This window comes from Ectorhizobium quercum (genome assembly GCF_026552795.1).
Lineage (GTDB): Bacteria > Pseudomonadota > Alphaproteobacteria > Rhizobiales > Rhizobiaceae > Ectorhizobium > Ectorhizobium quercum.
Map to the genome: position 1 here is coordinate 1 of NZ_JANFPI010000006.1, position 24,606 is coordinate 24,606.

Consider the following 24,606-nt stretch of genomic DNA (forward strand, 5'->3'; position numbering starts at 1 on the left):
CGGGTTCTTCCGAAGCCACGACGGCCTTGAGCAGCTTGGCGACCGACAGCGGCTCGACCGTCCCGTCGGTCTCGATGAGGATCGCCCGGTCGGCGCCCATCGCAAGCGCCGTCCTCAGCGTTTCCTCCGCCTTGGCCGGGCCGATGGACACCGCCACCACTTCCGTCGCCTTGCCCGCTTCCTTCAGCCGAAGCGCCTCCTCCACCGCGATCTCGTCGAACGGGTTCATCGACATCTTCACATTCGCAAGCTCGACGCCCGACCCGTCCGCCTTCACGCGGATCTTCACATTGTAGTCAACAACCCGCTTAACGGGCACCAGAATCTTCATGAATCTTCCCCTTTTCGTTGCGTGTGATCGACCTTGGCAGCGCATCCCCGTCATGTCAGGCCTGTTCCGGGATGGGTGGGCTGCCGCTACACAGCCCGCCCATGTTTTTCAGATGTCCTTTGCGATCCGCAACCCATCGTAGATCGCCGCATGGGTGTTACGGGCGGCCACGGCATCGCCGATACGGAAAAGCTGGTATTTGCCTTCCCCGTTGCGAATGACGGATTGCGGTTGGCCTGAAAGCAATTGATCGTGGGAAATCTCTCCGAGATTGGTGGAGAAGGGCTTCAGCTCGAAATAGAGTTCGTCCAGCGGAATGGTTCCGTGATTGATGACGAGCTGGTCCACCACCCGCTGCCTTTCGACGCCGCCATAATCGCTGCCGACATGGGCGACGATCCGGTTGCCGCTCCTTTCGGCCGCCTCCAGCCGGTAAGTGACGGTGAAGGTCACGTCCAGCGTCTGGAGCGAGCGCATGTAGGGCACGAGGTTCATCGCCATGACTTCCGGCGCGAAAGAACGGTCCGGCGTCATGATCTCGACTTTTGCACCAGCCCTGGCGAGGAATTCCGCGGCCTGCAGGCCGGTATGATCGCCGGCATCGTCGAAAATCAGGACATTCGTGCCCGGCTTCACGTCACCGGAAATGATATCCCATGCGGAAACGACCAGTTCGTTGCCCCTGGACAGGACCTCGGTATGCGGCAGGCCGCCCGTGGCGATGATGACCACATCCGGGTTCTCCGCCGCGATCGTGTCGGCTTCCGCCCAGGTGTTGAAATGGAAGACGACGCCGAGCTTCTCGCACTGGCTCATGCGCCAGTCGATGATGCTGATCATCTCCCTGCGGCGCTCGCTTTGCGCGGTAAGCCGGACCTGTCCGCCCGGATCGTTCGCGGCTTCGAAGACGACGACCTCATGGCCGCGCTCGGCGGCAACGCGCGCCGCCTCAAGCCCGGCCGGGCCCGCCCCGACGATAACGACTTTCCTGCGGACGGGGGCCTTCTCGACGACATGCGGCATGGTGGCTTCGCGGCCGGTGGCGGCATTGTGGATGCAGAAAGCAAGCCCCCCCTGGTAGATGCGGTCCAGACAGTAATTGGCGCCGACGCAGGGACGGATATCGTCCTCGCGCTTTTCCATGATCTTGCGGACGATATGCGGGTCCGTCATGTGGGCGCGGGTCATGCCGATCATGTCCACCTTGCCGGAGGCGATGGCGTGGCGGGCGGTGGCGACATCCTGGATCTTCGCGGCATGGAAGGTGGGGAAATCGGTCGCCGCACGGATTTCACCGGCGAAATCGAGATGCGGGGCGCTCGCCATGCCCTGGACGGGAATGACGTCGGTCAGGCCGGCATCCGTGTCGATATGCCCGCGGATAACGTTGAGATAGTCGATGAGGCCGCTTTCCTTGAGGCGTCGCGAGATCTCGAGGCCTTCGGCCTTGCCCGTGCCGCCGGGAAGACATTCGTCGGCGGTGTAGCGGACACCGAGAATGAAGTCGTCCCCGACCCGTTTTCGGATCGCGCGGAAGACATCGAGACAGAAGCGGAGACGGTTGTCGAGCGAGCCGCCATAGGGGCCGTCGAGCTCGTTGGTCAGCGGGGAGGAGAACTGGTCGATCAGGTGGCCGTAGGCCTCCAGTTCGACACCGTCCATGCCGCCTGCCTTCATCCGCTCGGCAGCATCCGCGAATTCCTGGATGATCCGCTCGATATCCCAGTCTTCGATCTTCTTGGGAAATGCCCGATGCGCCGGTTCCCGGTGATGGGACGGCGCAACGACCGGAAGCCAGTCGCCCTTGTCCCATCGCGTGCGCCGCCCGAGATGCGTGAGCTGTATCATGATCGCCGCGCCCTCTTCATGCACGGCGTCGGTCATCTCCCTGATCCACGGAACGATTTCGTCCTTGTAGGCAAGCAGGTTGTTGAAAACAGGCGGACTATCCCGGGAAACGGCGGCGGAGCCGGCCGTCATGGTCAGCGCCACGCCCCCCTTCGCGCGCTCCACGGTATAGGCGCGATATCGCTCCTTCGGCATCCCGTCTTCCGGGTAGGCCGGTTCGTGCGACGTTACGATGATGCGGTTGCGAAGCGTGAGATGCTTGAGCTGATAGGGCTGAAGAAGGGGATCGTTCGACATTTGCCGGGCTCCGGTTTATGGCTTGTCTTCAGCGGACGCTAGGCCAATATGTACATATGTGTCAATAAAGAAAACAAAGAAGTCTACGTAGACGACATATATGTACATTTCTGTTGCGGCAGGGCATAATTTTGGTAGGAGTTAGCTTATGGAACAGGCTTCGAACGAGAGCGGCTGGAGAGGTTCGCAGGAGGGATGGCTCGAGGCGGCCTATGAAACCCTGCTGGAAGCCGGGGTGGATTCGGTGAAGATTCTGCCGCTTGCGAAGAAACTGAACCTCTCGCGAACCAGCTTCTACTGGTTCTTCAAGGACCGCGAGGAACTGCTGGAAGCGCTGATCGCGCGCTGGCGGGACAAAAACACGGGCAATATCGTCAAGCAATCCGAAGCCTATGCGGAATCGCTCGCCGAGGCGATGCTCAACGTGTTCGATTGCTGGCTGAACAAGGACCTGTTCGACTCGAAATTCGAATTTTCCGTGCGGAGCTGGGCTCTTCAGTCGGATGAAATCCTGGCCGAGGTTCACCAGGCCGATCAGGCCCGTGTCGAAGCCCTCAAGCGCATGTTCGTTCGTTTCGGCCATTCGGAGATCAGCGCGGATGTCCGCGCACGCACGACCTACCTCGTTCAGATCGGCTATATCTCGATGCAGTCCCAGGAGGACCTCTCGACGCGCATGAAGCGGATTCCCGAATATATCGCGATCTATACCGGGCAGATGCCTGAGCAGAGGGAGCTGGACCGCTTCTTCGCACGGCACGGCTACAAGCCCGATCAGGAGGACGCCCGGGGATGAACGGTTCATTGAGGATCGGCATCGTCGGTGGAGGCGGCTGGCTCGGTAGCGCCATCGCCGCCTCGGTCCTCGAAGCCGGCTTGCTGCCGCCGCGGGATCTCTGCCTCTCCTATCGCTCGACGCCGCCGAACCGCTTCGACGGCGCCTTCTGGACCGCCGACAACCAGCAGCTGGCCGACCGTTCGGAGGTTATCATCCTCTCGGTGCGGCCCGCCGGCTGGCCTTCGATCGCCATCGATGCGCACGGCAAGCTGCTGATATCGGTCATGGCCGGCGTCGGCCTGAGCCGGCTGGCCGGACAGCACAGGACGAACCGGGTCGTCCGCAGCCTGCCGAACGCGGCGGCCGGGGCAGGCAAATCCTACACTCCCTGGATCTGCTCCGATGGCGTGAGCGATCGCGATCGTGCCATTGTCCGCTCCATCTTCGAGGCCTGCGGGACACAGGACGAAGTCCGCAGCGAAAGCGACCTCGACTACCTGACCGGCCTTTCCGGATCGGGGCCTGCCTTTCCCGCATTGTTGGCGGCGGCGATGATGAAGGATGCCGTTTCCCGGGGCATTCCCGAGGACATCGCACGGCGAGCCGTCAATGCCGTTCTGGTGGGCGCGGGCCGGCTGATCGAGCAGCGCCAGGAATGCCCGAACGACACCGTCCGGTCTTTTCTCGGCTACCGTGGAACGACGGCGGCGGCCATTGAAGTCATGAGAACCGCGGGGTTCGACGAAGCGGTGGCGGAAGGGCTTGCCGCCGCGGCGAAGACATCGGCAAGCATGCGGGATGCGTCCTGACGCGGTTTTCGCGGAACTGAGGATCGCCTTTCAGGCCCGTTGCCCGATGAGCCGCACAGCAGCCATCGGGCAAACGTCGAAGCCTTGTCGTTTCGATCGCCGCTGGCCGTGTCAGGTCGCCGCGCCGCCGGTCCCCTGCCGTTTCGGCAGATCGTCGGCATTGACCATCGCTCCGGCAAGCTGGCGGAACGTGACCAGGCCCAGCGGCTCACCCGACGCGGCAATCACCGTCACGTCGCCATCGGCTTGCGGTGACAGAACGCGGACGGCTTCCTCTATCGTCGTACCCGCCGTAATCGTCATCTCCGTTGCGGGCGTGTCGGGCCGCAGAGGCGTCATGACGGCCTCGACATGGACCACCCGGCCCCTGTTGACCTCCTTGACGAAGTTGGCGACATAGGCGTCGGCCGGCCTCAGCACGATGTCCTGGCTGGTTCCCTGCTGGATGATCTCGCCGTCGCGGAGGATCGCGATCTGATCGCCCAGGCGAAGGGCCTCGTCGAGGTCGTGGGTAATGAACACGATCGTCTTGTTGATCTCCTTCTGGATGTCGAGAAGAACGGTCTGCATGTCCATGCGGATCAGCGGATCGAGCGCCGAATAGGCCTCGTCCATCAACAGGACGGGGGCGTCGTTGGACAGCGCGCGCGCCAGGCCGACGCGCTGCTGCATGCCGCCGGAAAGCTGGTTGGGATATTTCCGCTCGAACCCCTTCAGGCCGACGCGCTCCAGCCATTGCATGGCGATATCGACGCCCCTGGCGCGGGGCACGCCCTGGACTTCAAGGCCGAAGATGGTGTTTTCGAGAACGTTGCGATGCGGAAGAAGCGCGAATTTCTGGAACACCATAGCCGTCTGGTGGCGGCGGAAGTCCCGCAATTCGGCGTCGTTCATCTTCACGACATCCACGCCGTCGACCAGCACCTCGCCGGCGGTCGGATCGACGAGGCGATTGATATGGCGGATGAGCGTCGACTTGCCGGACCCCGAAAGGCCCATGATGACCTGAATGCAGCCCGACGGGATTTCGATGTTGATGTCCCTGAGCCCGAGGACATGGGCATGCCTGTCATTGAGTTCGGCCTTGGAGAGGCCCTTCTCGACCGCATCGACATAGGTCTTGGCGTTGGGACCGAAGATCTTGTAGAGATGGCGGACCTTGATGCCTCCGAGGTGACGATCAGTCATGGGAGGCCTCCCGGTGCTTCTGGAGCCGTTTGCCATAGGCCTGCGTGACCCTGTCGAAGATGATGGCGATGCCGACGATGGCGAGGCCGTTGAAGATGCCAAGCGTGAAATACTGGTTGGCGATCGCTCTGAGAACCGGCTGGCCGAGTCCCTGCACGCCGATCATGGAAGCGACGACGACCATCGCGAGCGCCATCATGATGGTCTGGTTGATGCCGGCCATGATGGTGGGAAGCGCCAGCGGCAGTTGCACCTTGAACAGTTTCTGCGATTGCGAGGTGCCGAACGCATCGGCCGCCTCCAGCACATCCTTGTCGACGAGGCGGATGCCGAGATCGGTCAGCCTGATCATCGGCGGGATGGCGTAGATCACCACGGCGATCAGGCCCGGCACCTTTCCTATGCCAAGCAGCATGACGACGGGGATGAGGTAGACGAAGCTCGGCATGGTCTGCATGACGTCGAGGATGGGATTGACGATCCTCTGGACGCGGTTGGAGCGCGCCATGAGGATGCCGATGGGCAGACCGATGGCGATGGAAAGGACGGTAGCGACGAAGATCATGGAAACCGTCCGCATCGTGTCTTCCCACATATCGAAATAGCCGATCAGAAGAAGCGTGACGAGACAGCCGAACACGATCCTGGCGCTGCGCGTGGCGAACCAGGCGATCACCAGGATGATGAGCGTGATGATCGGCCACGGCGTCTGCGTCATGAAACGATCGGCGGCGTTGAGAAACTGCTGGAGCGGAGAGAAGACAGTTCCGATCGCATCGCCGTAAGCACGGGTGAAGGCGCGAAAGGAATCGTCGATCGTCCTCTTCAGGAGGCGAAGGGCCTCGTCGTCCATGTGCGGGAATTTATAAAACCAATCCATTCGGTTCCCCTTTTTTCAAAGAAGCCGTTGCACGTCTTTTTGATTTTATCGGCGGCGAGAGCATCTCCGGCAAAAGCGTGAGGCGACCTTGCCTCCGGACATGCTTGAAAACAAAGCGTTGGGGCGTTTTCGCGATTCGGAGAAAAGCGGAAATGCCCTGGGAAGCGGTGCGCAAGGAGCGCACCGCCGGATGGGGAGATCACAGGGCGGCTTCGATCTTTCCAGCCACTTCCGGCGAGACCCACCGCGTCCAGACGTCCTTGTGTTCCTTCAGGAAATATTTGGCGCCGTCTTCGCCGGTTGCCTGATTGTCGCTCATCCAGGCGAGCATCTCGTTGACCAGTTCGTTCGGCCAGGTGCGGCTGCCGATGTAATCCAGGGCAGGGCCGGCCTGTTCCGCGAACCTCTTCGTCACGATCACGTCGACGGCATCGTTCGGCCACTCGTTGGGCTTCGGATCGGCGCAGCTGTCGACGTTGTTGCACCGCGTCCACTCGGCTTCGTCGTAGGGCACGCCGGCCGACAGGCGCACCATTTCGTATTTGCCGAGCAATGCGGTCGGTTCCCAGTAGTAGCCGATCCAGCCCTGGTTCCGTTCATAGGCGTGGGTGAGCGAGCCGTCGTGACCGGCGGCTGAACCGGTGTCGACGAGCGCGAAGCCAGCCTCTTCAGCCCCGTATGCCTTGTAATACTGGCTTGCAACGACCGTGCCGCCCCAGCCCTGGGGACCGGCGGACCATGCGGCTTTCGAGGGATCGTCGGCGTTGGGAAACAGTTCCGGGTGCTTGACGGCATCCGCGATGGTCTTGATATCCGGATGTTCGTCGACGATGAACTTCGGAACGTAAAGCCCCTGTACCCCGCCATTCTCAAAGGATTTGCCGGCGACGATCAGCTTGCCTTCGTCGATGTTCGTCTGCGTCACCGGCGGCCGCAGGCTGTTCCAGACTTCCGGGGCAATATCGGGCTGGCCTCTCTCGGCCATGGACGTCAGCGTCGGAACGGTATCTCCCAGAACGATGCTGGAATCGCAATCGTATCCGTTCTTCAGGATGAAATTGTCGACACTCGCCAGAAGCTCGGCGGACGCCCAGTTCATGCCGGCGATGGTGACGGTTCCGCATTCGGCGGCTCCGGCCAGGGGCGCCATGCCCAGCAGGCCGAATGTCAGGCAGGTCGTTGCAAGTCGCTTTTTCATTTTGTTCCCTCTGTTTAGCGGCATGTCTGGCTGAACGGGGCGCCGCAGGAACCCGCTCCGACGGTCTTCAGGCGTTGCCCTCCCTATCGACCGGTTTTCCGAATGCCACCCCGCGTGCCAGTACGCGTAACGGATCGAGGCTGCCGCCGCGCACGGACATGCTGGCCGCCGCCGTTTGGCGATGGCCGGAAAACGCTGCAACGATGTTGCCGGGACATTCATCACCTCGGCCGGGCCGGTGGCCGCTATCGTTCAAAACCTGTTCCATGAAATAGCCCTAACAAAAATCGACGTCTGGCTCAATCAAAATGTACATATATGTCATTAATAATGACTTTATTGATTTATTTCTTGACATATATGAACATTTTAACGCGGCGACGGCCTTTTGCCCTGCGGGGCATGGCGTTCCGATCAGGAATTCAGGCTTTGCCCATTCTGTTGCGAACTCGCGCGCGATCGCTCACATTGGCCTGCGGCGCTTTCATGATCACGCTATTTGTCAGGAAACGCTCACCGTCTCGCGTTGAGTGCGATGAATTGATCTCGACGATGATGCCGCATGGCGTTGGCTTGCCAGCAGCCAGCTTTTTCGTCGTGCTTTTCGCGATCTCGAATGAGCAGGGTTGCCGGGCTTTCCGGTGAACTCACCCGTAGCTTCTCGACAGGAAACACCCCGCCGATCCTGCTTGCGACGGGCGTCGTGGCTTCAAACGCGCCGGCCGAGGGCATCGTCAAGGTCTCGGGCCATGTGGAGCGTATCGGTGCCCCCGGGCGGTTTCAACGCCATCGCGGACAACCCCCGTTCACCGGCCCAGGCAAGACGGTCAAGATCGCCATCACCGGACCGGACAGCAAAGGCGGAGCGCCCCCGCCGCGCCCGGCGACGCTGACCTACCAGCGAGCGGATGATGCCAGCCGCATCTTCGACGGACGCTGGCAATGCGGCTCATGAGGGCCGCGGGCGCCTCGTTCTTCTTCAGCCCCGGGCCTCATCAATGATCGCCGTCCCATCAGAGTTGTTTCGGCAGAGGTGGTTTGACGCAAACCGTCAACTTTTGTCCGCTGCTCAGCTTTCTGAACGGGTAGCAGCGAGCTTATCATCTTCCGGCTGGTCTCGCGTTCGATTATGTGGTCGAACCAGACGACAGCTTTGGCCCGCAGGTCAGCTCTCCTTCCACTCGAGACGTCCGACGGCGCTTGCGCTCTCTTCGAGCGTGCGGCACGCGGAGGACCATGCCGTTTCGTCGCCCAGAAGCCTGCTGCGAAGATAGGCGAGCGTCACCTTCTGGATGAGGGCGACGCGCTGCGGATTCTCGTCGGTCGTTTCGGTAACGTTATATCCCGATATGCCGCCAAGCATGGGCGTAGAGCGCCACGGGCAGCATGTTGGGGGCGTTGTAGATCGCCAGCCGCGCCATGCGTTCGCACTGAACGCGGGAAACCTCCGGCAGCAGGGCGTTGATGCGCGGACGCACGGCCGGCAGGCGGCCGACGGCGGGCAAGGCGCCGGCCTCTGCCTGCCCGTGGCCGGGAACGCCCAGGGTCGGCACCGGCGGGATGACGGAGAGCAAGCCCGCGGCGTGATCGCGCGGCGTCTGCTGCGACCCTATCAGGGTGACGGGAAGATGCATGCTGGCCTGCTCGACCCGATCCTGTTCGAACAGGTCGAGCCGGTCGGCCCAGTCCTGCATCATGCGCCGCCGCGGCTCGACATATTCGGCATGGTTGTAGATGGAACTCATCGGGTCCGGGTCGGCATGGGAAAGCTGCGCCTCGATCCAGATCTTCGGATAGCCGATCTCATGCAACGCGGTGGACATCGTTGCGCGCATCCCGTGGCCGGTGAGCATGTCCTCGTAGCCCATGCGCTTGAGGACATGGTTCAAGGTGTTCTCGCTCATGCGCTTCTTCAGGTCGTAGTCGTGGCGGAACAGGTAGCGCTGGGCCGGGCGCTTCTGCTCCAACAGGTGGCGCACGATCTCGATGGCCTGGACCGACAGCGGCACGATGTAGGGCGGAACGTCCTGCGCCCGCCTGCCCTGCTTGCGCAACTGCAGCTGCAATTGCTTGACGAGTTCGACGGGGATGATCCACAGGCCCTGATCCAGATGGAACTGATCGGGGGTGGCATGCCGCAGCTCGCCGGTGCGCACGCCCGTCAGCAGCAGCAGGCGCAGCCCGAGCTGGGTCTGCATGCGGCCGGGATAGTCGCGCAGCGTCTTCAGGAACGCCGGCAACTGCTCCATGCGCAGGAACGGATTGTTGCGCACCGGCGGCGCCGGCAACGCCACCACGTCGAGATCGGAGGCCGGGTTGGTCTCCAGCCCCGGCACCTTGACCAGGGCATAGCGGAACATCTGGTTGAACCAGCAACGGATCTTCTTCGCCACACTGAACGCCCTGCGCTGCTCGACCCTGGCGAGGACGTCAAGCAGGTCATGGCGCCTGATGTCGTAGACGGAGCGCTTGCCCAACAGGGGGAACACATCCTTGGCGAAGACGCGCTCCACCAGGGTGAGATCGGTCTGACGTCCCTTCCTCAGAGAGAGGCCCCGGTGGGCATGCCAAAGCTGGAACACCGCTTCGAAGGTGTTCTCGCCGGCCAGGCGGGCGGAAAAGCGCTTCTGCTTGCGATGGACATGCGGGTTGATGCCCTTGGCGAGCAGCGCGCGCGCCTCGTCCTTCAAGGATCGCGCTTCCCGCAGGCTGACCTCCGGATACGTTCCGAGGGACATGCGCTTCTGCCTGCCCAGCCAGCAGTATCGGAAGTGCCAGGACTTGCCGCCTCGGGCAGAGACGTTCAAAGACAGGCCGTCGAGATCACCCAGGGTGTAATCCTTGCCGGTGAACCTGGCTTGCCGGACGGCGGTATCGGTAAGAGGCATGTTCGTGCTCCCAAGTCGTCAGGAGCCAAACCTTCATCCCTTCCCGCGCTCGTTCGAGCAACAATCCGGACTCTTCGCCAACCGCCTAGATGGACTAGAAAATGGACTAAAAAGTCCTGGCTGCGGGTGGACTTCAGTGGACGTCACTGGAACATCGAAAGAGGAAAATTCCTCTGTATTCAATCTCTTATGGAACTCAGTAGAACTTAAATTGGAGCGGGTAGCGGGAATCGAACCCGCGTATTCAGCTTGGAAGGCTGCTGCTCTACCATTGAGCTATACCCGCGGGGAGGTCGATCCGATGTCGGAATGGTGGAGGGAGTTGGATTTGAACCAACGTAGGCTGAGCCAACGGATTTACAGTCCGTCCCCTTTAACCACTCGGGCATCCCTCCAGTCTTCCGTCCGGATCGAGACCCTTGAGATCGAGAAGCGCTTGAAACGCCTCGTGATCTGCCGCGGGTATATGAAGGGCGAAGGGGCCGATGTCAACACGCCGATTTCAGAAATTTTCGGAAAAATATCTTGTCCACCGCCGCGCCGGAACCGGCCAGCCCCTATGCCCCGGACATGCGACTGGATATAAGAGCCTCATGACCAAAGACCCCAAAAACGACCGTTCCGCCCGCGACACCCATTACGCCACGCTTCGCCGCGCCGTGCGCGACGCCCGGCGTGAAAAAGGCGAAATCCCGACGCCCGCGCCGGGCAAGCGCGCATCGCGGGATGGCGTCAGACCGCAACAGGCCCAGCCCGATCAGGTCTTCCTCTACGGCCTGCACACGGTGCGCGCCGCGCTGGACAATCCCGCGCGCAAGCTGGTGAAGCTTTCCGCCACGCGCAATGCGCTGGCCAGGCTCGGGATCGAAGAGGGTGCGGAGACCGGTTTTCCTGTGGAAATCGTCTCGCCGGGCGAGATCGACAGGGTCCTCGGCTCCGACGCCATCCATCAGGGCGTCATGCTGGAAACACGGCCCCTGCCCGTCCGCCGCCTCGATGCGCTGAAGGACAGCCCTCTTCTTCTGGTGCTCGACCAGGTGACGGACCCGCACAATGTCGGCGCGATCATGCGCTCGGCCGTCGCCTTCGATGCCGGCGCCGTCATCACGACGCAACGCCACAGCCCGACCGAATCGGGCGTTCTGGCGAAATCCGCCTCCGGCGCGCTGGAACTCATTCCCTATATCCAGGCCAGCAATCTGGCGGACACGCTGGAGGAACTGCATCGGCTCGGCTTCTATTCCATAGGCCTCGATTCCGAAGGGCCGCAGCCGCTCGAACCGACCTTCAAGGGTGACAAGATCGCGCTGGTGCTCGGCTCGGAGGGCAAGGGGCTTCGCCAGAAGACCCGCGAAACGGTGAGCGCGCTCGCCCGGCTCGACATGCCGGGCGCCATAAAATCGCTGAATGTTTCCAACGCCTGTGCCATTTCGCTTTACGCGGCAAAGCAATATCTGACAAAATGACGGCATGATCGCCGTCTTCACAGATCTCGACGGAACGTTGCTCGACCACGACACCTATCGGTTCGATGCGGCGCTTCCAGCCATTGAAGCCCTGAAAAAGCGGTCTGTTCCGCTCATTCTCGCCTCCAGCAAGACGGAGGCGGAAATGGCGCCCATCGCCGACGCACTCGGCCTCGATACGCCGATGATCGTCGAAAACGGCGCCGGCATCGCCCGCCTGGCCGGATCGGAGCGGAACGCCTCCGCCTATGCGCGTATCAGAAACCTTCTTGCCGCCCTGCCGGGCTCGTTCGTCGGATTCGGCGACTGGGACGTGCAGGCGGTGGCACGCGAGACGGGCCTGCCGCTGGAAAATGCCCGCCTTGCCCGGCAGCGCCGCTTTTCCGAGCCCGGCCACTGGCTGGGCACGGAGGGGGAGAAAAGCGCCTTCCTTGGCATCCTGCACGACAACGGCCTGACCGCCGTTCAGGGCGGGCGGTTCTTCACCATCATGCCGGAGGGCTCAAAGGCCGATGCGATGGCGCGGGTCGCCGCTTCCCTGGCGGAATCAGGTGGAGAGCCGGTCTTTACCATCGCTCTCGGCGATGCGCCGAACGACCTCGCAATGCTTCAGGCCGCCGATCTCGGCATCATCATCGCCAATCCGCATCACACACCGCTTCCCGTCACGGAGCAGGAACGAAACGGCAGCATCCTGCGTTCCACCCAGGCCGGTCCCGCCGGCTGGAACGAAATGATTCTCTCATACCTGGCTCGCTGACAGCGCCCCTGCCCTGACATCAACCGCTTCGTGGCCCGTCGGGCCATCTGTTCGAACGGAGCTTTCATGGCAGCGCTCAGGCGCGAAGATAAAAGGACGATTGCATGGCCGACTTTCATCAGAACGGCGTGGTTGCCACCCTGCACAATCTCAAGGAACGGCCCCTTGCCGAAACCGAACGGGAACTCGCCCATTTCGCCCAGACACGGCCGGTCACGCTCATTCTGCCCTCGCTGTTTTCCGAACTGGAAGCGCCGGCTCTGGAACGCATCATCGACGAGCTTTGCCTCGTTCCCTATCTCTCGCATATCGTCATCGGGCTCGATCAGGCCGACCGTGAACAATATCTCCATGCCCGGGAGTATTTTTCGCGCCTGCCGCACCGCCACAGCATTCTCTGGAACGACGGTCCGCGGCTGAGGGCGGTCGACGAGAAGCTGAAGGAGGCGAGCCTTTCGCCGGACCAGCCCGGCAAGGGCCGCAACGTCTGGTTCTGCATCGGCTATGTGCTCGGCCAGCGCAGCGCCGGTGTCGTCGCCCTGCACGATTGCGACATCACCACCTATTCGCGCGAAATGCTGGCCCGCCTCGTCTATCCCGTCACCCATCCCGGCTTCCGGTTCATCTTCTCGAAAGGGTATTATCCGCGCGTCACGCAGCGATCGCTGAACGGGCGCGTCTCCCGCCTTCTCGTCACTCCGCTGCTCATCAGCCTGGAGCGGATCTACGGGCCCCACCCCTATCTCGAATACCTGAAGGCGTTCCGCTATCCGCTGGCCGGCGAGTTCGCGATGCGCGCCCATGTGCTGGCCGACCTGCGTATCCCGTCGGACTGGGGCCTGGAAATCGGCGTTCTTTCCGAACTCTGGCGGAATTATTCCAACCAGTCGATCTGCCAGGTCGACATCGCCGACACCTACGACCACAAGCACCAGCCTCTTTCCGCCGACGATGCCTCGACCGGCCTTTCGCGCATGTCGATCGACATCGCCAAGGCCATGTTCCGGAAGCTGGCGACGGATGGCGTCATCTTCAGCCAGGAATCGCTGCGCTCGCTAAAGGCCACCTATTACCGCACGGCGCTGGATCTCGTCGAAATCTATCACAACGACGCGCGCATGAACGGCCTGACGACCGATCGCCACCGCGAGGAACAGGCCGTGGAGCTTTTTTCGACAAATGTGCTCGAAGCGGGCAACGTCTTCCTCGAGCGCCCGGACGCAACGCCGTTCATGCCGAGCTGGAACCGCGTGCAGAGCGCCCTGCCCGATCTTCTGGAGGAGATCCAGACCGCCGTGCGCCTCGACAACGAGGAAAACTGAGAAACGGCCAGCCGAACAAACGAAAAACGCCACGCGGAACCTGTCCGCGCGGCGCCGGATTGGACGATCAGGCTCGCTTACTGGGTCGCAAGCGCACCGGCAATCGTGTCTTTCAGGGTCAGACGACGCTTGCGAAGCACATTCTCGGCCTCTTCCGAAAGCGTGTCGATACGGGACTCGGACCGGTGAATCTGATCATTCACCTCATCATATTCCGCAAGAATTTTGGCAAACCGGGCATCCCTTGCCTTGAGGGCGTGGATCGCCTCGATCTGGTCGGGAAATTCCTCACCGAGAGTGTGCGGCGTGTTCGACATGTTTCCTCCTGTATGGTTGTTGACGCCATCATAGGAGAAATCATGTGGGCCGGCCTTTGATCGAAATCAAGAACGAGGGGAATTTGCCCGGCCCTTCACCGCGCACTTTTGAACCCGCAAGGTTCGCAAGGCCGAACGGGCGAGTCTCGGCATCAAAGCTTCACGATGACCTGAACCCCGACTTCCCTCCATTTTTTCTCCCATCCCTTTCCTTCTCTCATCACCTCCATATGTAAGCCTCTGACGCCAGCCGGCGTTCCAAGCATAGGAGTTGTGGGGCTATGGGTACTTCCGTTTTAATCAGCATCCTGATCACGTTTCTCGTAATCGTTCTGGTGCTTTATCTTATTGGTCGCCTACCGCTTGACGGCAGAGCAAAGCAGATTGCGCAGGTGATCGTGATCATCATCGGCATCATTTCGCTGCTCAAATACCTGGCGGTGTTCTGAGCGAGCAACGGCCCGGCTTCGGCCGGGCCGAAGACGTCATCCGGGCGCATCCCATTGCATCCGGATTTGTTCTTCCAGCGTGTCTATCATCTCGCAGTCGACGCTGTCGCTCAACGCATAGGCGAGGTGAGAAACCACCGCTAACGCCGCGTATTGACCTTCGGTCGCTGCGACCTCGTGCATCTTGTCCAGCGCTTTTTCTGTGGGCACTTCTCCACCGTCAATCACTTCGTTGGCCAAATCCGCAATACGAGCCGCAAGAGAGGACGTCGCATTCTCGACCCAAGCAGCCAACAATTCTCGTTGTGTCTGCTTCGGAAGCCTTTCGGACGCTGGTGGCGCGATGATCTCGTACAACACACAAAATTCAGCGTTAGTAGAGATCGACCTTGCCTCTGCGATGAGGGCGGCAGCTTTAGAGACATCTAAGTATGGGAATTTGCAGTCGATCTTGGCAGAAAACACCTGCTCTTGATTGGTCGTATCCATGATGATACTCGGCGGAGAAGATGCAGACTCCATAGCAACCCTGTCCCAAGACCGCAATCGCTGCATTGCTACCGTCTCTGTCGCGACGGAAATCTGCTAAAAGGCACACCACATCATGGTCAAGGTGAGAGAGGAACAGCGCTGACACTCACCGCATCGCTGCCGGGAACATCACCGCTTCTTCGGCATCCATTCCCGCCGCTCTGCGGTCAATGCTGGCGGAAAGAATCGACCCGGTGGCGAACCCTATTGCCCTGTCCGTCGAAATCTCCCGCAAGGCCGACAGCCATTCGTCAGCGCCCGGAAGAAGCGACGGAGGCCAGAGATCATCGGGGATGGGCGAACTCGAAGCAGGCGGAAGTGTATACGAGAGGGACAGACCGGGCGCGTCTCGGCATCAAATCCTCACGAATCGTCTCAGAACAGCTTGAGAACGAACTTGCCCCTCACATTGAACAGTATGAGGGATTTAAGGCAAAAAACTAAGACAAATCAAGTAGCTGAAAATTCGATGGTGCCCCCGCCAGGACTCGAACCCGGGACCCCCTGATTACAAATCAGGTGCTCTACCAACTGAGCTACAAGGGCACTTTCATTCGGCAAGTAACATATTCTGCTAGGGTGTAAAGCAAAAATTGACCTGTGTCATCGTCAAGCAAACGATGCTGGCGAGCTCTATGCTGGCGAAACGGCTTGTGCGTTCAGCCCGTTCGCCTATAACCGAACCGATTGAATTGCCAGGACCAGCAGACACATGCCCCAGTCGTTCCAGTCCATCTCCTTCACAGCCTCCAGCGTGCCGGAAGCCCAGGCGGCTTACAAGGAACTGGTGCGGCTTTACGGCGACGTGTCCCTCGATGATGCCGACGTCATCGTGGCGCTCGGCGGCGACGGCTTCATGCTTCAGACGCTGCACGCCACGATGAACAGCGGCAAGCGGGTCTACGGCATGAACCGCGGCTCGGTCGGCTTCCTGATGAACGAGTATCGCACCTCCGGCCTTATCGAACGCATCGCGGCTTCGGTCGAAAACAAGTTCCATCCGTTGCGCATGATCACGCAGGACATCGAGGGCAACTCCCACTCCGCGCTTGCCATCAACGAGGTCTCGCTCTTCCGCCAATCCTATCAGGCTGCCAAGCTGCGGGTCGAGGTGGATGGAACGGTCCGTCTCGAGGAACTGATCTGCGACGGCCTGATGGTGGCGACGCCGGTCGGCTCCACCGCCTACAATCTTTCCGCCCACGGGCCTATTCTTCCGCTGGAAGCGCCGCTTCTCGCCATGACGCCGGTCAGCGCCTTTCGCCCGCGCCGCTGGCGCGGGGCGCTGCTGTCGGAAAAGGCGGCGGTGGACATCCATGTGCTGGAGCCGGAGAAGCGCCCCGTCAACGCCGTCGCCGACAATGTCGAGGCCAAGACCGTGCTGAACGTCCGCATCGAGCAATCGCGCGACACGACGGCGCGCATTCTTTCCGATCCCGACCGTTCGTGGTCGGACCGCATTCTGGCCGAACAGTTCGCAACCTGACACGAAATGGAGGTGACGATGCTGCGCTTGAAATCCGGACTTCTGGCCGCGGTTCTTGCGGCCTCGCCGATCCTGACGGCACTGGCCGCCGACATCGATTCCGTGCCGATCGAGACGATCTTCGCCACCAGCAGCGGCTTCTGGGAAGAAACGGCGGCCGACAGCGATGCGCCGCGCCGCGGCTACTACAAGGTGGTGGCGCTGCGCCAGCCCGACCGGACGGCCAAGGTTTACCTGCAACAGATTGCCGTTACGGAAGAAGGGCTGGAACTGGTGAACAGCACCGAACTGGAGGCGCTTTCGGCCATGAAGCCTTACGTTACGGACATCAGGCCCGAAAATTCGAACGGCATCACCACGCAGCCGGGTCTTTTCGCCACGGTCTTCCTGAAGACCGACCCGGCCCGCAGCGAATCGGAAACCTGGACCGTCCTGATCGACGATCTGGGCGAGATCCGCGTCGAACGGGCCACAAACTGACGCGAAAAGCCCGGCGGAGGCACCGGGCTCGGTCTATTGGCCAACCGTCCCCTTTTATCACCCTCGTGCCAGACCCGAGGGTCCACGCCGCAAGCGGCGTGGTGGATGGTCGGGTCGAGCCCGACCATGACGAAAGAAAGCAATGAGCCGTTTATCGGCAGTTCGAGCCCGGTGCGCGCACCGGGCTTTTCCTTTTCGTCGGGGGGCCGTCAGTCGATATCGGAAACCGCAGCGTCCGGCTTGCCGCTGATGCGGTGTGCCAGAGCGGCTTCCATGAACTCGTCCAGCTCGCCGTCCAGCACATCGCCGGGAGCGGTGCTTTCGACGCCCGTGCGCAGATCCTTCACCAGCTGGTAGGGTTGCAACACATAGGAGCGGATCTGGTGGCCCCAGCCGATCTCCGTCTTCGATGCCGCTTCGGCGTTCGCCGCCTCCTCGCGCTTCTTCAGCTCGGCTTCATACAGTCGTGCGCGCAGCATGTCCCACGCCTTGGCGCGGTTCTTGTGCTGCGAACGTTCCTGCTGGCAGGCCACCACGATGCCGGTCGGAATATGTGTGATACGCACGGCCGAATCGGTGGTGTTGACGTGCTGGCCGCCGGCGCCGGACGAGCGGTAGGTGTCGATGCGGCAATCGCTTTCGTTAATGTCGATGTCGATCGAGTCGTCGACCACCGGATAGACCCAGATCGACGAGAACGAGGTATGGCGGCGGGCATTCGAATCGTAAGGCGAAATGCGCACCAGACGATGCACGCCCGATTCGGTCTTCAGCCAGCCGTAGGCATTATGGCCCTTGACGAGGATCGTCGCGGACTTGATGCCGGCCTCTTCGCCGTCGTTGACTTCCATAAGCTCGACCTTGAAGCCGGAACGCTCGGCCCAGCGGGTATACATGCGCAGAAGCATGTTCGCCCAGTCCTGGCTTTCCGTTCCGCCCGCGCCCGAATGCACTTCGAGATAGGTGTCGTTGGCATCCGCCTCGCCGGACAGCATGGCTTCCACCTGACGGCGGTTCGCCTCCGCCTTCAGCGCCTTGAGCTGGTTCTCGGCATCGGCGACGATTTCGGCGTCACCTTCCTCCTCGCCCATTTCGATCAGCTCGACATTGTCGCTGAGCTGCTGCTCGAGCGCACGCACGCCGGAGATCGATTCCTCAAGCTGCTGACGCTCGCGCATCAGCTTCTGCGCTTCCGAGGCATTGTTCCAGAGGTTCGGGTCCTCTGCCTTGTTATTCAACCAGTCCAGTCGTCTTACCGCCTGGTCCCAGTCAAAGATGCCTCCTCAGCAGGCTTATGGCCTGCTTGATTTCGTCGGTTACGTTTACGATTTCAGCTCGCATGGTTCCATTCTTCCTGTGATCGGAAAACGCCCCGTGCATAAAAGCGACGGGCGGGGATGTAAACCCCCGCCCGCCGAAAGGGCCTCGATTCCGGCACCGCCCGGAAGGTCCTTCGCGCCTTATCGCGCGTTCAGGAAATCGCCGGCTTCGAGCAGGATGAACTCGTTATTGGCGGCCCGGCCGATCTCGCGCCCGCCGGAAAACGGCAGGTTGTTGTCGTTGGCGACCATGATATGCGTGTCGTCGACGCGCATCACGTCCTCGATGGTGAGGAAGGGGAAGGTGAACTTGCCGTTCAGATCGCGGCCGGCGACGATTTCGGGTATCGCCTTGCCATCGGGATCGTCGATATCCATCAGGTCGATATGGCCGATGCGATGGATGAAGCCTTCGGCATCAACCTTCGACGTGTCGACCAGAACGACATGCTTCACCCTGGCCGGGAGCGGATAGCAGGCCGACTTGTCCTGCGCGCCCTCGGCGCAGGCGAGACTCGCATCGCCTTCGCCGTTGTCGCGCTCGATCACCAGCGCGCGGGTTTCGTCGATGAAGTTGAAATCCCCGATGGCCGCGGCGCCGTCGGCCAGCTTGAACCTGAAGCTGTCGCCGGTCCATTCGCCCTTGTCCGTGTCGAAGGTGATGACGCGCAGGAAATCGCCTTCCGGCTCGCCATCGTCGCCGAGGATCGGCTTTTCGAGCATGGCCCAGAGCCGGTTCGTGCCGGGCTGGAGCGCCATGCCCTCGTAACCGCCGGAACGCTGCACGCGGAAATCCTTGCCCGGGGCCGCGGGAACGACGATGCCGGGCGTATCCGGTCCGGTCAGCACCTTGCCGTCGAGCAGCGTCGGATAAACGGCGACGACGCGGCCATCGGCCTTCGCACGGATGATATAGGGGCCGAATTCGTCGCCGATCCAGACTTCGCCGTTCAGGTACTGGATGCTTTCCGGATCGAAATCCGCGCCGGTCAGATAACGGCTTTCGGTGCCTTCATAGGCGATGCGGAACGGCACCTTGCGGTCCGGATCGTGCAGGAACACGGTGTCGAGGCGCTCGACCGCGCCCGCCGCGAAATCCGGCTTCATGCGATGGAAGAACAGCAGCGCGTCCGGGCTGTTCGCCTTGGTGCCGAACCCGTTGTCCGTCAGCGTGAAGACGCTGCCGTCGTCTGCCCGGTTCATCGCAAAGCCGGACATGCCCTGCACCGGCTGGCCGATCAGCGGCAGGGAAATGCCGGTCGCATGGCTGCCATAGGCGGGGCCGACGTCGCCCGGGGCGGACATCGGCCGGTCGTTGCGGACCTTGCCGGTGAACTTGCCGGAAACCAGGGCGTCGCGCGGCGCATCGGCCGGGGGCGCGACCAGCGTCAGCGCGCTCAGATAGGCATGGCCCGCCAGCCTGGACTTGAACACCGTCTCTGCTGCGGCCGGCAGGCCGAGCGCGAGCGCGGCGGCGCTCGCAAGGAGGAACGTCTTGAACATGGTGGTTTCCTTCGCATCCGGTTGAAATGGACGCCTGGACATAGCCTGCATGTGTGACAGGCGATTTTCACCAAAATCACGGTTTCATGACGGGCGCGACCGGCGCCCGGAAACGCAGAACGGCCACCGCGAGAGCCGCGGTGGCCAATAGGGAGCCGGATGATCGGAAAGGTCTCGAAAGGAGGTTCAGAAAAGGCCGCCGGAGCCCGATTGCACCGCCTGGTTGGCCTGGGGCGAGGTCCGCAGGATCTCTTCCGGGGCCATCACGCTGTCCATGCCGATGACGGAGAAGCTGTCGGCCGGGCCGGTGCCGGGCTTGAAGGCCTCCATGATCATGTCCGGATCGCCCGGCGCAGACTGCATGCCGGTCTTGCGGTCGACGGGGATCATGACCATGCCTTCCGGCACGATGAACTTCGACGGCGGCGTTCCCTTCACCGCTTCCTGCACGAAACCGTTGAACAGCGGGGCGGCCAGAGCGCCGCCGGTGCCGCCGCGGCCAAGCGGCGCCGGGGTATCGTAGCCGATATAGAGACCGGCCACGAGATCGGGCGTATAGCCCACGAACCAGGCGTCCTTCTCGTCGTTGGTCGTGCCGGTCTTGCCGGCAACGTCGCGGTCGAGCTGGATCTTGCCGGCCGCCGTGCCGCGCTTGACGACGCCTTCCATCATCGAGGTGATCTGGTAGGCCGTCATCGGGTCGAGCACCTGCTCGCGGTTGTCGACGATCTGCGGCTCGTCCTGTCCGGTCCAGCTCTGGGCGTTGCAGCCCTCGCACACGCGCTCCTCGTGGCGGAAGATCGTCTTGCCGTAGCGGTCCTGAATGCGGTCGACCAGCGTCGGCTTGATCTGCTTGCCGCCGTTGGCAAGCACCGAATAGGCGGACACCATGCGCAGAACGGTCGTTTCACCGGAACCGAGGGACATGGCGAGAACGGGCAGCATCTTGTCGTAAATGCCGAAGCGCTCGGCATATTCGGCCACGAGGCTCATGCCCATGTCATCAGCCAGCCGCACCGTCATCAGGTTGCGCGATTTCTCGATGCCGAGACGCAGCGTCGAGGGGCCGGCAGAGCCGCCGCCATAGTTTTCGGGCCTCCACAGCTTGCCGCCGGAAACGATTTCCACCGGCGCGTCGAGGATCACGGATGCGGGCGTATAGCCGTTGTCGAGGGCGGCCGCGTAGACGAACGGCTTGAAGGACGAACCCGGCTGGCGCATGGCCTGCGTGGCGCGGTTGAACTCGGACTGGGCGAAGGAGAAGCCGCCCGCCATCGCGAGCACGCGGCCGGTATGCGGGTCCATCGCCACGAGACCGCCCTGAACCTTGGGCGGCTGGCGCAGGCGCCACTGGGTGCTGTTCTCGTCGCCGATCCGTTCGACGTAGATCACGTCGCCGCGCGACAGGACCTGATCGGGCGAGCGCGCGTTCCGGTAGGCGCCGGTCGCGGAGCGATAGGCCCACTTCATGTTGTCGGGCTGGATCGTGCCGGTCACGCGCTCGGCCACGACCCGGCCGCCGCCGTCGCGGGGCGGCTGGAGACCGATTTCGACGTGATCGGGCGTCGCATCGAGAACCGTCGCGAGCTTCCATTCAGGAACGTCGCGCAGCCCGGGAACCTCGGCAAGCGCCTCACCCCATTCCCTGGCGCCTTCGAGACGGACGACCGGGCCGTGGAAACCGCGGCGCTCGTCATAGTCGATCAGGCCGTTCTGAAGGATCTTGCGCGCGGCGATCTGCATGCGCGGATCGAGCGAGGTCCGCACCGAAAGACCGCCTTCATACAGGGTCTGTTCGCCATACTGGGCGATGATCTGGCGGCGGACTTCCTCGGCGAAGTAGTCGGAGGCGAAGAGATAGGAACTGCCGCGGCGCATGTTGACGCCGAGATCCTGCTTCTTGGCGTCGCTCGCCTCTTCGGCGGTGATGTAGCCGTCCTCCGCCATGCGGTCGATCACGTAGTTGCGCCGGATGATCGCCGCTTCCGTGCGCCGGAACGGGTGGTAGTTGTTGGGGCCCTTCGGCAGACCGGCGAGATAGGCGGTCTCGGCGATCGTGAGTTCCGTCACCGACTTGTTGAAATAGGTGAGCGCGGCGGCGGCGATGCCGTAGGCGTTCTGGCCGTAGAAGATCTCGTTCAGATAGAGTTCGAGGATCTTGTCCTTCGAATAGGCCTTCTCGATGCGGAAGGACAGAATCGCTTCCTTCACCTTGCGCGTCACCGTCTGGTCCGATGTCAGAAGGAAATTCTTCGCCACCTGCTGGGTGATGGTCGAGGCGCCTTCCGGCCGGCGGTCGGAGCCGATATTCTGGATGTTGTTCACCACCGCGCGAGCGAGACCGTAGGGGTCGACGCCCGGATGGTTATAGAAATTCTTGTCCTCGGCGGCGATGAACGCGGCCTTGACGCGATCGGGAATGGCCTGGATCGGCAGGAAAAGCCGCTTTTCCTTGGCATATTCCGCCATCAGCTCGCCGTTGCCGGCATGCACGCGCGTCGTCACGGGCGGCGCATAGGCGCTCAGCACCTCGTAATCCGGCAGGTCGCGCATGATGCCCGACAGGTAGACGGCGACCGCGGCGGTCACGCCGAGAAACAGAACGCTGGCCAGCCCGAAAAAATATCCAATCAATCTGATCATGCAGTGCTACCGATTTCCCGCCATTGCGCGTATGTCATTCCATACCGCGTTTCACGGCGTTTTGCACGCCGCAAGCCCGTTGACAACCCGTATGCCGGCGCAAGGGCGCCAAAGTCGAATCCGGAAGCTTCCCGTGCCTGGGAAACAATACCCCTTCCAACATCGGGAATGTGGGTAAAATAGGACTCGCGGCGGCGGTTTCACCCCGCCGTCCCCAATTTTTAACCGCCTTCCGGCACAGCCCGGCCATTCCGCCTGAAGGCGGGACGGCACCGGGCCGATCACCCGCCTCCGGCCACCGTCTTCTTGCGATAACCCGAAATTGCGACAGCAAGGAGATCGGCCACCTTTTTTCTCCATGCATCGTCGAGCAGAAGCTTCTCGTCTTCCGGGTTGGACAGGAAGCCGAGCTCCAGCAGGACGGAGGGAATGTCGTGCGCCTGCAACACGCGGAAACCGGCGAAACGGTGCGGATTGTTGATCAGCCCCACCTGTCCCTCGAAGGAGGTGACAACCGACCGGGCGAGCGCGATGGAGAAAGCCTGCGTCTCGCGCCGCGTCAGGTCGAGCAGGATGTCGGCCACGTCCGACGGCCCGTCCGGCAGGCTGAGGCCGGCCAGCTCGTCGGACAGGTTCTCGCGCTTGGCGAGATCGGCAGCCATGCGGTCCGACGCCCTGTCGGAAATGGTGTAGACGGTGGCGCCGCGGATGTCCTTCTGCCTCAGCGTGTCGGCATGAAGGGAGAGGAACAGGTTCGCCTCCCCCTTGCGGGCGATGTTGACGCGCTCGGACAGCGACAGGAATTCGTCGCCGCTGCGGGTCAGGAAAGCGTGGATGCCCGGCTCGGCGTTCAGGCGCTCGACCAGCGTCTTGGCCGCGGCGAGCGTGATTTCCTTTTCGGGCGTTCCGCTCGTCACGCCGCTTGCCCCGGCATCGATCCCGCCATGCCCGGCATCGACCGCGATGACGAACTCCTCCCGCGACGGCTTCACGGCGTCGAGAAGGGCCGAGAACGCCGCCTTGTCGGCGGGCGTCTCCTCATCCGGCGTCTGCCAGCTCTGGGTGGCGACCAGTTCGCGGTAGGCCTCCGGGGACACTTCCTCGGCCTCCAGAACCAGCCGATAGCCTTTGCCGTCCTCGTTCTTCATGACGCGGGAGGATGCGAGCCGCGCCGGCTTGACGCCGGCCAGGACGATGCGGGCGCTGTCGGCGTCCATCGCGCCGTAGCGGATGTCCTCGAAAAGCCCCGTTCCCTTCGGTCCGCCGCCTTCCAGCTCGAACCGCGTCGCCGGCAGATCGATGACGATCCTGTCCGGCCGGGTGACGTAATGGACAGAAAAGGCGAAGTCGCGGTCGAAGTCGAAAACGACGCGGGTTTTCACCCGGTCGCCCGCCATGCGCGCCGCGGAAGCGATCAGTTCGCTGCCCTGCGCGGCGGCCGGAACGGGCGTCCGAACGAAGACGGCTGCGAGCCCGACCAGACAGGCGGCCGCGAATCGCCCCAGGGTGCGAAGGACGCCTTTTCCGGTCTCACCTGCGCTGGCGGCCGATTTTTTTCGCATTCCGTTCCTTCCGTCTGACCGCGGCGAAAAACATGCAGATCGTCAAAATCCGCGCCGGCGGAGCATCGAGAGCGATGTTTTGCCGGCAAACAGAGCCGATTCTGCATCGCGGCGCGCAGCAATGCCGTGATTCTCTTAAGGTGCGCAATTCCATCAATAATATGGCGAAGCGGCTTTTCCCTTGCACTTCATACGGATAAAACATAAAAGGCCAGATAAGGTTAAAGTACCGACGGGATAGGGGAAAAGGCAGGCTGCCAACGAAACGAGACTTGGCGCCCATCTCCCTAACCTCATCCGACGTCAGAAGGCTTTGACCGGAAACACGATCGCAAACCGGCGGTGGCCGGAAAAACATACAGGGCGGATTTCCGCCGCGCTCCCAGAGAGCAATTCATCGGACCGTCACGGTCTAGGTTATATCGACTTCTCGTTTGGTCTTTGATGTTGGCGAAGCGGATTTGTTCAGAAACAGCGATAGACTGGGTGTCTCACATCCGGCCTGCTGTGTTTCCGCCGATCCTGAGCCTGAGGCCGGCGAGACACCCATT

At 62.0% G+C, this 24,606-nt stretch carries 23 protein-coding genes and 3 tRNA genes; 9 read left to right on the forward strand and 17 right to left on the reverse strand.

From position 1 onward, the window contains the following. Both NOF55_RS17185 and NOF55_RS17190 read right to left on the reverse strand, forming a co-directional pair. Positions 1-331, reverse strand: a 331-nt coding sequence (locus NOF55_RS17185; protein ID WP_442342034.1) for an electron transfer flavoprotein subunit beta/FixA family protein, incomplete at its 3' end; no start/stop codon positions are given. Positions 332-439: 108 nt separating this feature from the next. After that, entirely contained in the window at positions 440-2,476 is a 2,037-nt protein-coding gene (locus NOF55_RS17190; RefSeq protein WP_306412352.1) for an NADH:flavin oxidoreductase, read from the reverse strand. Positions 2,477-2,624: 148 nt separating this feature from the next. Between NOF55_RS17190 and NOF55_RS17195 the strand changes: the two genes are divergently transcribed. Beyond that, positions 2,625-3,272, forward strand: coding sequence for a TetR/AcrR family transcriptional regulator (locus tag NOF55_RS17195; protein ID WP_306412353.1), 648 nt, complete (start codon positions 2,625-2,627; stop codon positions 3,270-3,272). Further along, the gene (locus NOF55_RS17200) at positions 3,269-4,063 is read left to right on the forward strand and encodes a pyrroline-5-carboxylate reductase family protein (RefSeq protein WP_306412354.1); all 795 of its coding nucleotides are present in this window, start codon (positions 3,269-3,271) and stop codon (positions 4,061-4,063) included. Before NOF55_RS17195 ends, NOF55_RS17200 begins: the two co-directional genes overlap by 4 nt. Positions 4,064-4,174: 111 nt before the next feature. Here the strand turns inward: NOF55_RS17200 and NOF55_RS17205 are convergent, their stop codons facing one another. The 4 genes from NOF55_RS17205 to NOF55_RS17220 all read right to left on the reverse strand — a co-directional run bounded on the left by NOF55_RS17205 (position 4,175) and on the right by NOF55_RS17220 (position 7,597). Beyond that, positions 4,175-5,251, reverse strand: a complete 1,077-nt coding sequence (locus NOF55_RS17205; protein WP_306412355.1) for a quaternary amine ABC transporter ATP-binding protein — start codon at positions 5,249-5,251, stop codon at positions 4,175-4,177. Continuing rightward, a complete protein-coding gene (locus NOF55_RS17210) occupies positions 5,244-6,131 on the reverse strand; it encodes an ABC transporter permease (protein WP_306412356.1) in 888 nt (295 codons plus the stop codon). The genes NOF55_RS17205 and NOF55_RS17210 overlap by 8 nt, the downstream gene beginning before the upstream one ends. A 199-nt stretch (positions 6,132-6,330) precedes the next feature. After that, positions 6,331-7,329 carry an ABC transporter substrate-binding protein gene (locus NOF55_RS17215; RefSeq protein ID WP_306412357.1) on the reverse strand — a complete coding sequence of 333 codons (999 nt, stop codon included), beginning with the start codon at positions 7,327-7,329 and terminating at the stop codon, positions 6,331-6,333. Positions 7,330-7,396: 67 nt separating this feature from the next. Next, a complete protein-coding gene (locus NOF55_RS17220; protein ID WP_306412358.1) occupies positions 7,397-7,597 on the reverse strand; it encodes a hypothetical protein in 201 nt (66 codons plus the stop codon). A gap of 348 nt (positions 7,598-7,945) precedes the next feature. On the opposite strand from NOF55_RS17220, the gene NOF55_RS17225 reads away from it, so the two are divergent. Beyond that, on the forward strand, positions 7,946-8,284 hold the full coding sequence (locus NOF55_RS17225; RefSeq protein WP_306412359.1) for a hypothetical protein: 339 nt from the start codon (positions 7,946-7,948) through the stop codon (positions 8,282-8,284). 210 nt (positions 8,285-8,494) lie between these two features. On the opposite strand, the gene NOF55_RS17230 is transcribed toward NOF55_RS17225, so the two are convergent. The 4 genes from NOF55_RS17230 to NOF55_RS17245 all read right to left on the reverse strand — a co-directional run bounded on the left by NOF55_RS17230 (position 8,495) and on the right by NOF55_RS17245 (position 10,612). Then, entirely contained in the window at positions 8,495-8,692 is a 198-nt protein-coding gene (locus NOF55_RS17230) for a hypothetical protein (protein ID WP_306412360.1), read from the reverse strand. After that, positions 8,667-10,217 (reverse strand): tyrosine-type recombinase/integrase, encoded by a 1,551-nt coding sequence (locus tag NOF55_RS17235; RefSeq protein ID WP_370868994.1) that lies wholly within the window; start codon positions 10,215-10,217, stop codon positions 8,667-8,669. The genes NOF55_RS17230 and NOF55_RS17235 overlap by 26 nt, the downstream gene beginning before the upstream one ends. A gap of 212 nt (positions 10,218-10,429) precedes the next feature. Beyond that, positions 10,430-10,503, reverse strand: a tRNA-Gly gene (locus tag NOF55_RS17240). A 24-nt stretch (positions 10,504-10,527) separates the two neighbouring features. Then, positions 10,528-10,612, reverse strand: a tRNA-Tyr gene (locus NOF55_RS17245). 198 nt (positions 10,613-10,810) lie between these two features. Between NOF55_RS17245 and NOF55_RS17250 the strand changes: the two genes are divergently transcribed. From NOF55_RS17250 to NOF55_RS17260, 3 genes are all read left to right on the forward strand, one after another. Further along, a complete protein-coding gene (locus NOF55_RS17250; RefSeq protein WP_306412361.1) occupies positions 10,811-11,683 on the forward strand; it encodes a TrmH family RNA methyltransferase in 873 nt (290 codons plus the stop codon). A gap of 4 nt (positions 11,684-11,687) precedes the next feature. After that, positions 11,688-12,443 carry an HAD-IIB family hydrolase gene (locus NOF55_RS17255; protein WP_306412362.1) on the forward strand — a complete coding sequence of 252 codons (756 nt, stop codon included), beginning with the start codon at positions 11,688-11,690 and terminating at the stop codon, positions 12,441-12,443. Positions 12,444-12,547: 104 nt separating this feature from the next. Continuing rightward, entirely contained in the window at positions 12,548-13,765 is a 1,218-nt protein-coding gene (locus NOF55_RS17260) for a glycosyltransferase family protein (RefSeq protein ID WP_306412363.1), read from the forward strand. Between the two features lie 77 nt (positions 13,766-13,842). On the opposite strand, the gene NOF55_RS17265 is transcribed toward NOF55_RS17260, so the two are convergent. Continuing rightward, positions 13,843-14,082 carry an HP1242/YdcH family protein gene (locus NOF55_RS17265; protein ID WP_306412364.1) on the reverse strand — a complete coding sequence of 80 codons (240 nt, stop codon included), beginning with the start codon at positions 14,080-14,082 and terminating at the stop codon, positions 13,843-13,845. A gap of 281 nt (positions 14,083-14,363) precedes the next feature. Between NOF55_RS17265 and NOF55_RS17270 the strand changes: the two genes are divergently transcribed. After that, positions 14,364-14,531 carry a Thivi_2564 family membrane protein gene (locus NOF55_RS17270; protein ID WP_306412365.1) on the forward strand — a complete coding sequence of 56 codons (168 nt, stop codon included), beginning with the start codon at positions 14,364-14,366 and terminating at the stop codon, positions 14,529-14,531. Positions 14,532-14,567: 36 nt separating this feature from the next. Here NOF55_RS17270 and NOF55_RS17275 read toward each other — a convergent pair whose 3' ends face one another. Both NOF55_RS17275 and NOF55_RS17280 read right to left on the reverse strand, forming a co-directional pair. Further along, a complete protein-coding gene (locus NOF55_RS17275; RefSeq protein WP_306412366.1) occupies positions 14,568-15,020 on the reverse strand; it encodes a hypothetical protein in 453 nt (150 codons plus the stop codon). A gap of 512 nt (positions 15,021-15,532) precedes the next feature. Further along, positions 15,533-15,608, reverse strand: a tRNA-Thr gene (locus NOF55_RS17280). 166 nt (positions 15,609-15,774) lie between these two features. Between NOF55_RS17280 and NOF55_RS17285 the strand changes: the two genes are divergently transcribed. Continuing rightward, on the forward strand, positions 15,775-16,548 hold the full coding sequence (locus tag NOF55_RS17285) for an NAD kinase (protein WP_306412367.1): 774 nt from the start codon (positions 15,775-15,777) through the stop codon (positions 16,546-16,548). A 27-nt stretch (positions 16,549-16,575) separates the two neighbouring features. Beyond that, positions 16,576-17,028, forward strand: coding sequence for a hypothetical protein (locus NOF55_RS17290; RefSeq protein WP_370869001.1), 453 nt, complete (start codon positions 16,576-16,578; stop codon positions 17,026-17,028). 209 nt (positions 17,029-17,237) lie between these two features. Here NOF55_RS17290 and prfB read toward each other — a convergent pair. From prfB to NOF55_RS17310, 4 genes are all read right to left on the reverse strand, one after another. Then, positions 17,238-18,369 (reverse strand): peptide chain release factor 2 gene (gene prfB / locus NOF55_RS17295; RefSeq protein WP_306412368.1). Its coding sequence is split into 2 segments (ribosomal slippage): positions 17,238-18,299 and positions 18,301-18,369, totalling 1,131 coding nucleotides; the frame shifts between segments, so codons are not numbered across the junction. A gap of 119 nt (positions 18,370-18,488) precedes the next feature. After that, positions 18,489-19,850, reverse strand: a complete 1,362-nt coding sequence (locus NOF55_RS17300; protein ID WP_306412369.1) for an esterase-like activity of phytase family protein — start codon at positions 19,848-19,850, stop codon at positions 18,489-18,491. Positions 19,851-20,036: 186 nt separating this feature from the next. Further along, entirely contained in the window at positions 20,037-22,493 is a 2,457-nt protein-coding gene (locus NOF55_RS17305; protein ID WP_306412370.1) for a penicillin-binding protein 1A, read from the reverse strand. 281 nt (positions 22,494-22,774) lie between these two features. Further along, a complete protein-coding gene (locus tag NOF55_RS17310; protein ID WP_306412371.1) occupies positions 22,775-24,055 on the reverse strand; it encodes an N-acetylmuramoyl-L-alanine amidase in 1,281 nt (426 codons plus the stop codon). Positions 24,056-24,606 lie beyond the last annotated feature (551 nt).

What these genes read in the sequence shown, in the direction of transcription:
- NOF55_RS17220 (WP_306412358.1), bottom strand. Translation starts at nt 7,597, where the DNA reads ATGGAACAGGTTTTGAACGATAGCGGCCACCGGCCCGGCCGAGGTGAT.
- NOF55_RS17310 (WP_306412371.1), bottom strand. Translation starts at nt 24,055, where the DNA reads ATGCGAAAAAAATCGGCCGCCAGCGCAGGTGAGACCGGAAAAGGCGTC.
- NOF55_RS17235 (WP_370868994.1), bottom strand. Translation starts at nt 10,217, where the DNA reads ATGCCTCTTACCGATACCGCCGTCCGGCAAGCCAGGTTCACCGGCAAG.
- NOF55_RS17205 (WP_306412355.1), bottom strand. Translation starts at nt 5,251, where the DNA reads ATGACTGATCGTCACCTCGGAGGCATCAAGGTCCGCCATCTCTACAAG.
- NOF55_RS17305 (WP_306412370.1), bottom strand. Translation starts at nt 22,493, where the DNA reads ATGATCAGATTGATTGGATATTTTTTCGGGCTGGCCAGCGTTCTGTTT.
- NOF55_RS17210 (WP_306412356.1), bottom strand. Translation starts at nt 6,131, where the DNA reads ATGGATTGGTTTTATAAATTCCCGCACATGGACGACGAGGCCCTTCGC.
- NOF55_RS17200 (WP_306412354.1), top strand. Translation starts at nt 3,269, where the DNA reads ATGAACGGTTCATTGAGGATCGGCATCGTCGGTGGAGGCGGCTGGCTC.
- NOF55_RS17265 (WP_306412364.1), bottom strand. Translation starts at nt 14,082, where the DNA reads ATGTCGAACACGCCGCACACTCTCGGTGAGGAATTTCCCGACCAGATC.
- NOF55_RS17215 (WP_306412357.1), bottom strand. Translation starts at nt 7,329, where the DNA reads ATGAAAAAGCGACTTGCAACGACCTGCCTGACATTCGGCCTGCTGGGC.
- NOF55_RS17190 (WP_306412352.1), bottom strand. Translation starts at nt 2,476, where the DNA reads ATGTCGAACGATCCCCTTCTTCAGCCCTATCAGCTCAAGCATCTCACG.
- NOF55_RS17230 (WP_306412360.1), bottom strand. Translation starts at nt 8,692, where the DNA reads ATGCTTGGCGGCATATCGGGATATAACGTTACCGAAACGACCGACGAG.
- NOF55_RS17300 (WP_306412369.1), bottom strand. Translation starts at nt 19,850, where the DNA reads ATGTTCAAGACGTTCCTCCTTGCGAGCGCCGCCGCGCTCGCGCTCGGC.
- NOF55_RS17195 (WP_306412353.1), top strand. Translation starts at nt 2,625, where the DNA reads ATGGAACAGGCTTCGAACGAGAGCGGCTGGAGAGGTTCGCAGGAGGGA.
- NOF55_RS17225 (WP_306412359.1), top strand. Translation starts at nt 7,946, where the DNA reads ATGAGCAGGGTTGCCGGGCTTTCCGGTGAACTCACCCGTAGCTTCTCG.
- NOF55_RS17260 (WP_306412363.1), top strand. Translation starts at nt 12,548, where the DNA reads ATGGCCGACTTTCATCAGAACGGCGTGGTTGCCACCCTGCACAATCTC.
- NOF55_RS17285 (WP_306412367.1), top strand. Translation starts at nt 15,775, where the DNA reads ATGCCCCAGTCGTTCCAGTCCATCTCCTTCACAGCCTCCAGCGTGCCG.
- NOF55_RS17270 (WP_306412365.1), top strand. Translation starts at nt 14,364, where the DNA reads ATGGGTACTTCCGTTTTAATCAGCATCCTGATCACGTTTCTCGTAATC.
- NOF55_RS17255 (WP_306412362.1), top strand. Translation starts at nt 11,688, where the DNA reads ATGATCGCCGTCTTCACAGATCTCGACGGAACGTTGCTCGACCACGAC.
- NOF55_RS17275 (WP_306412366.1), bottom strand. Translation starts at nt 15,020, where the DNA reads ATGGATACGACCAATCAAGAGCAGGTGTTTTCTGCCAAGATCGACTGC.
- NOF55_RS17250 (WP_306412361.1), top strand. Translation starts at nt 10,811, where the DNA reads ATGACCAAAGACCCCAAAAACGACCGTTCCGCCCGCGACACCCATTAC.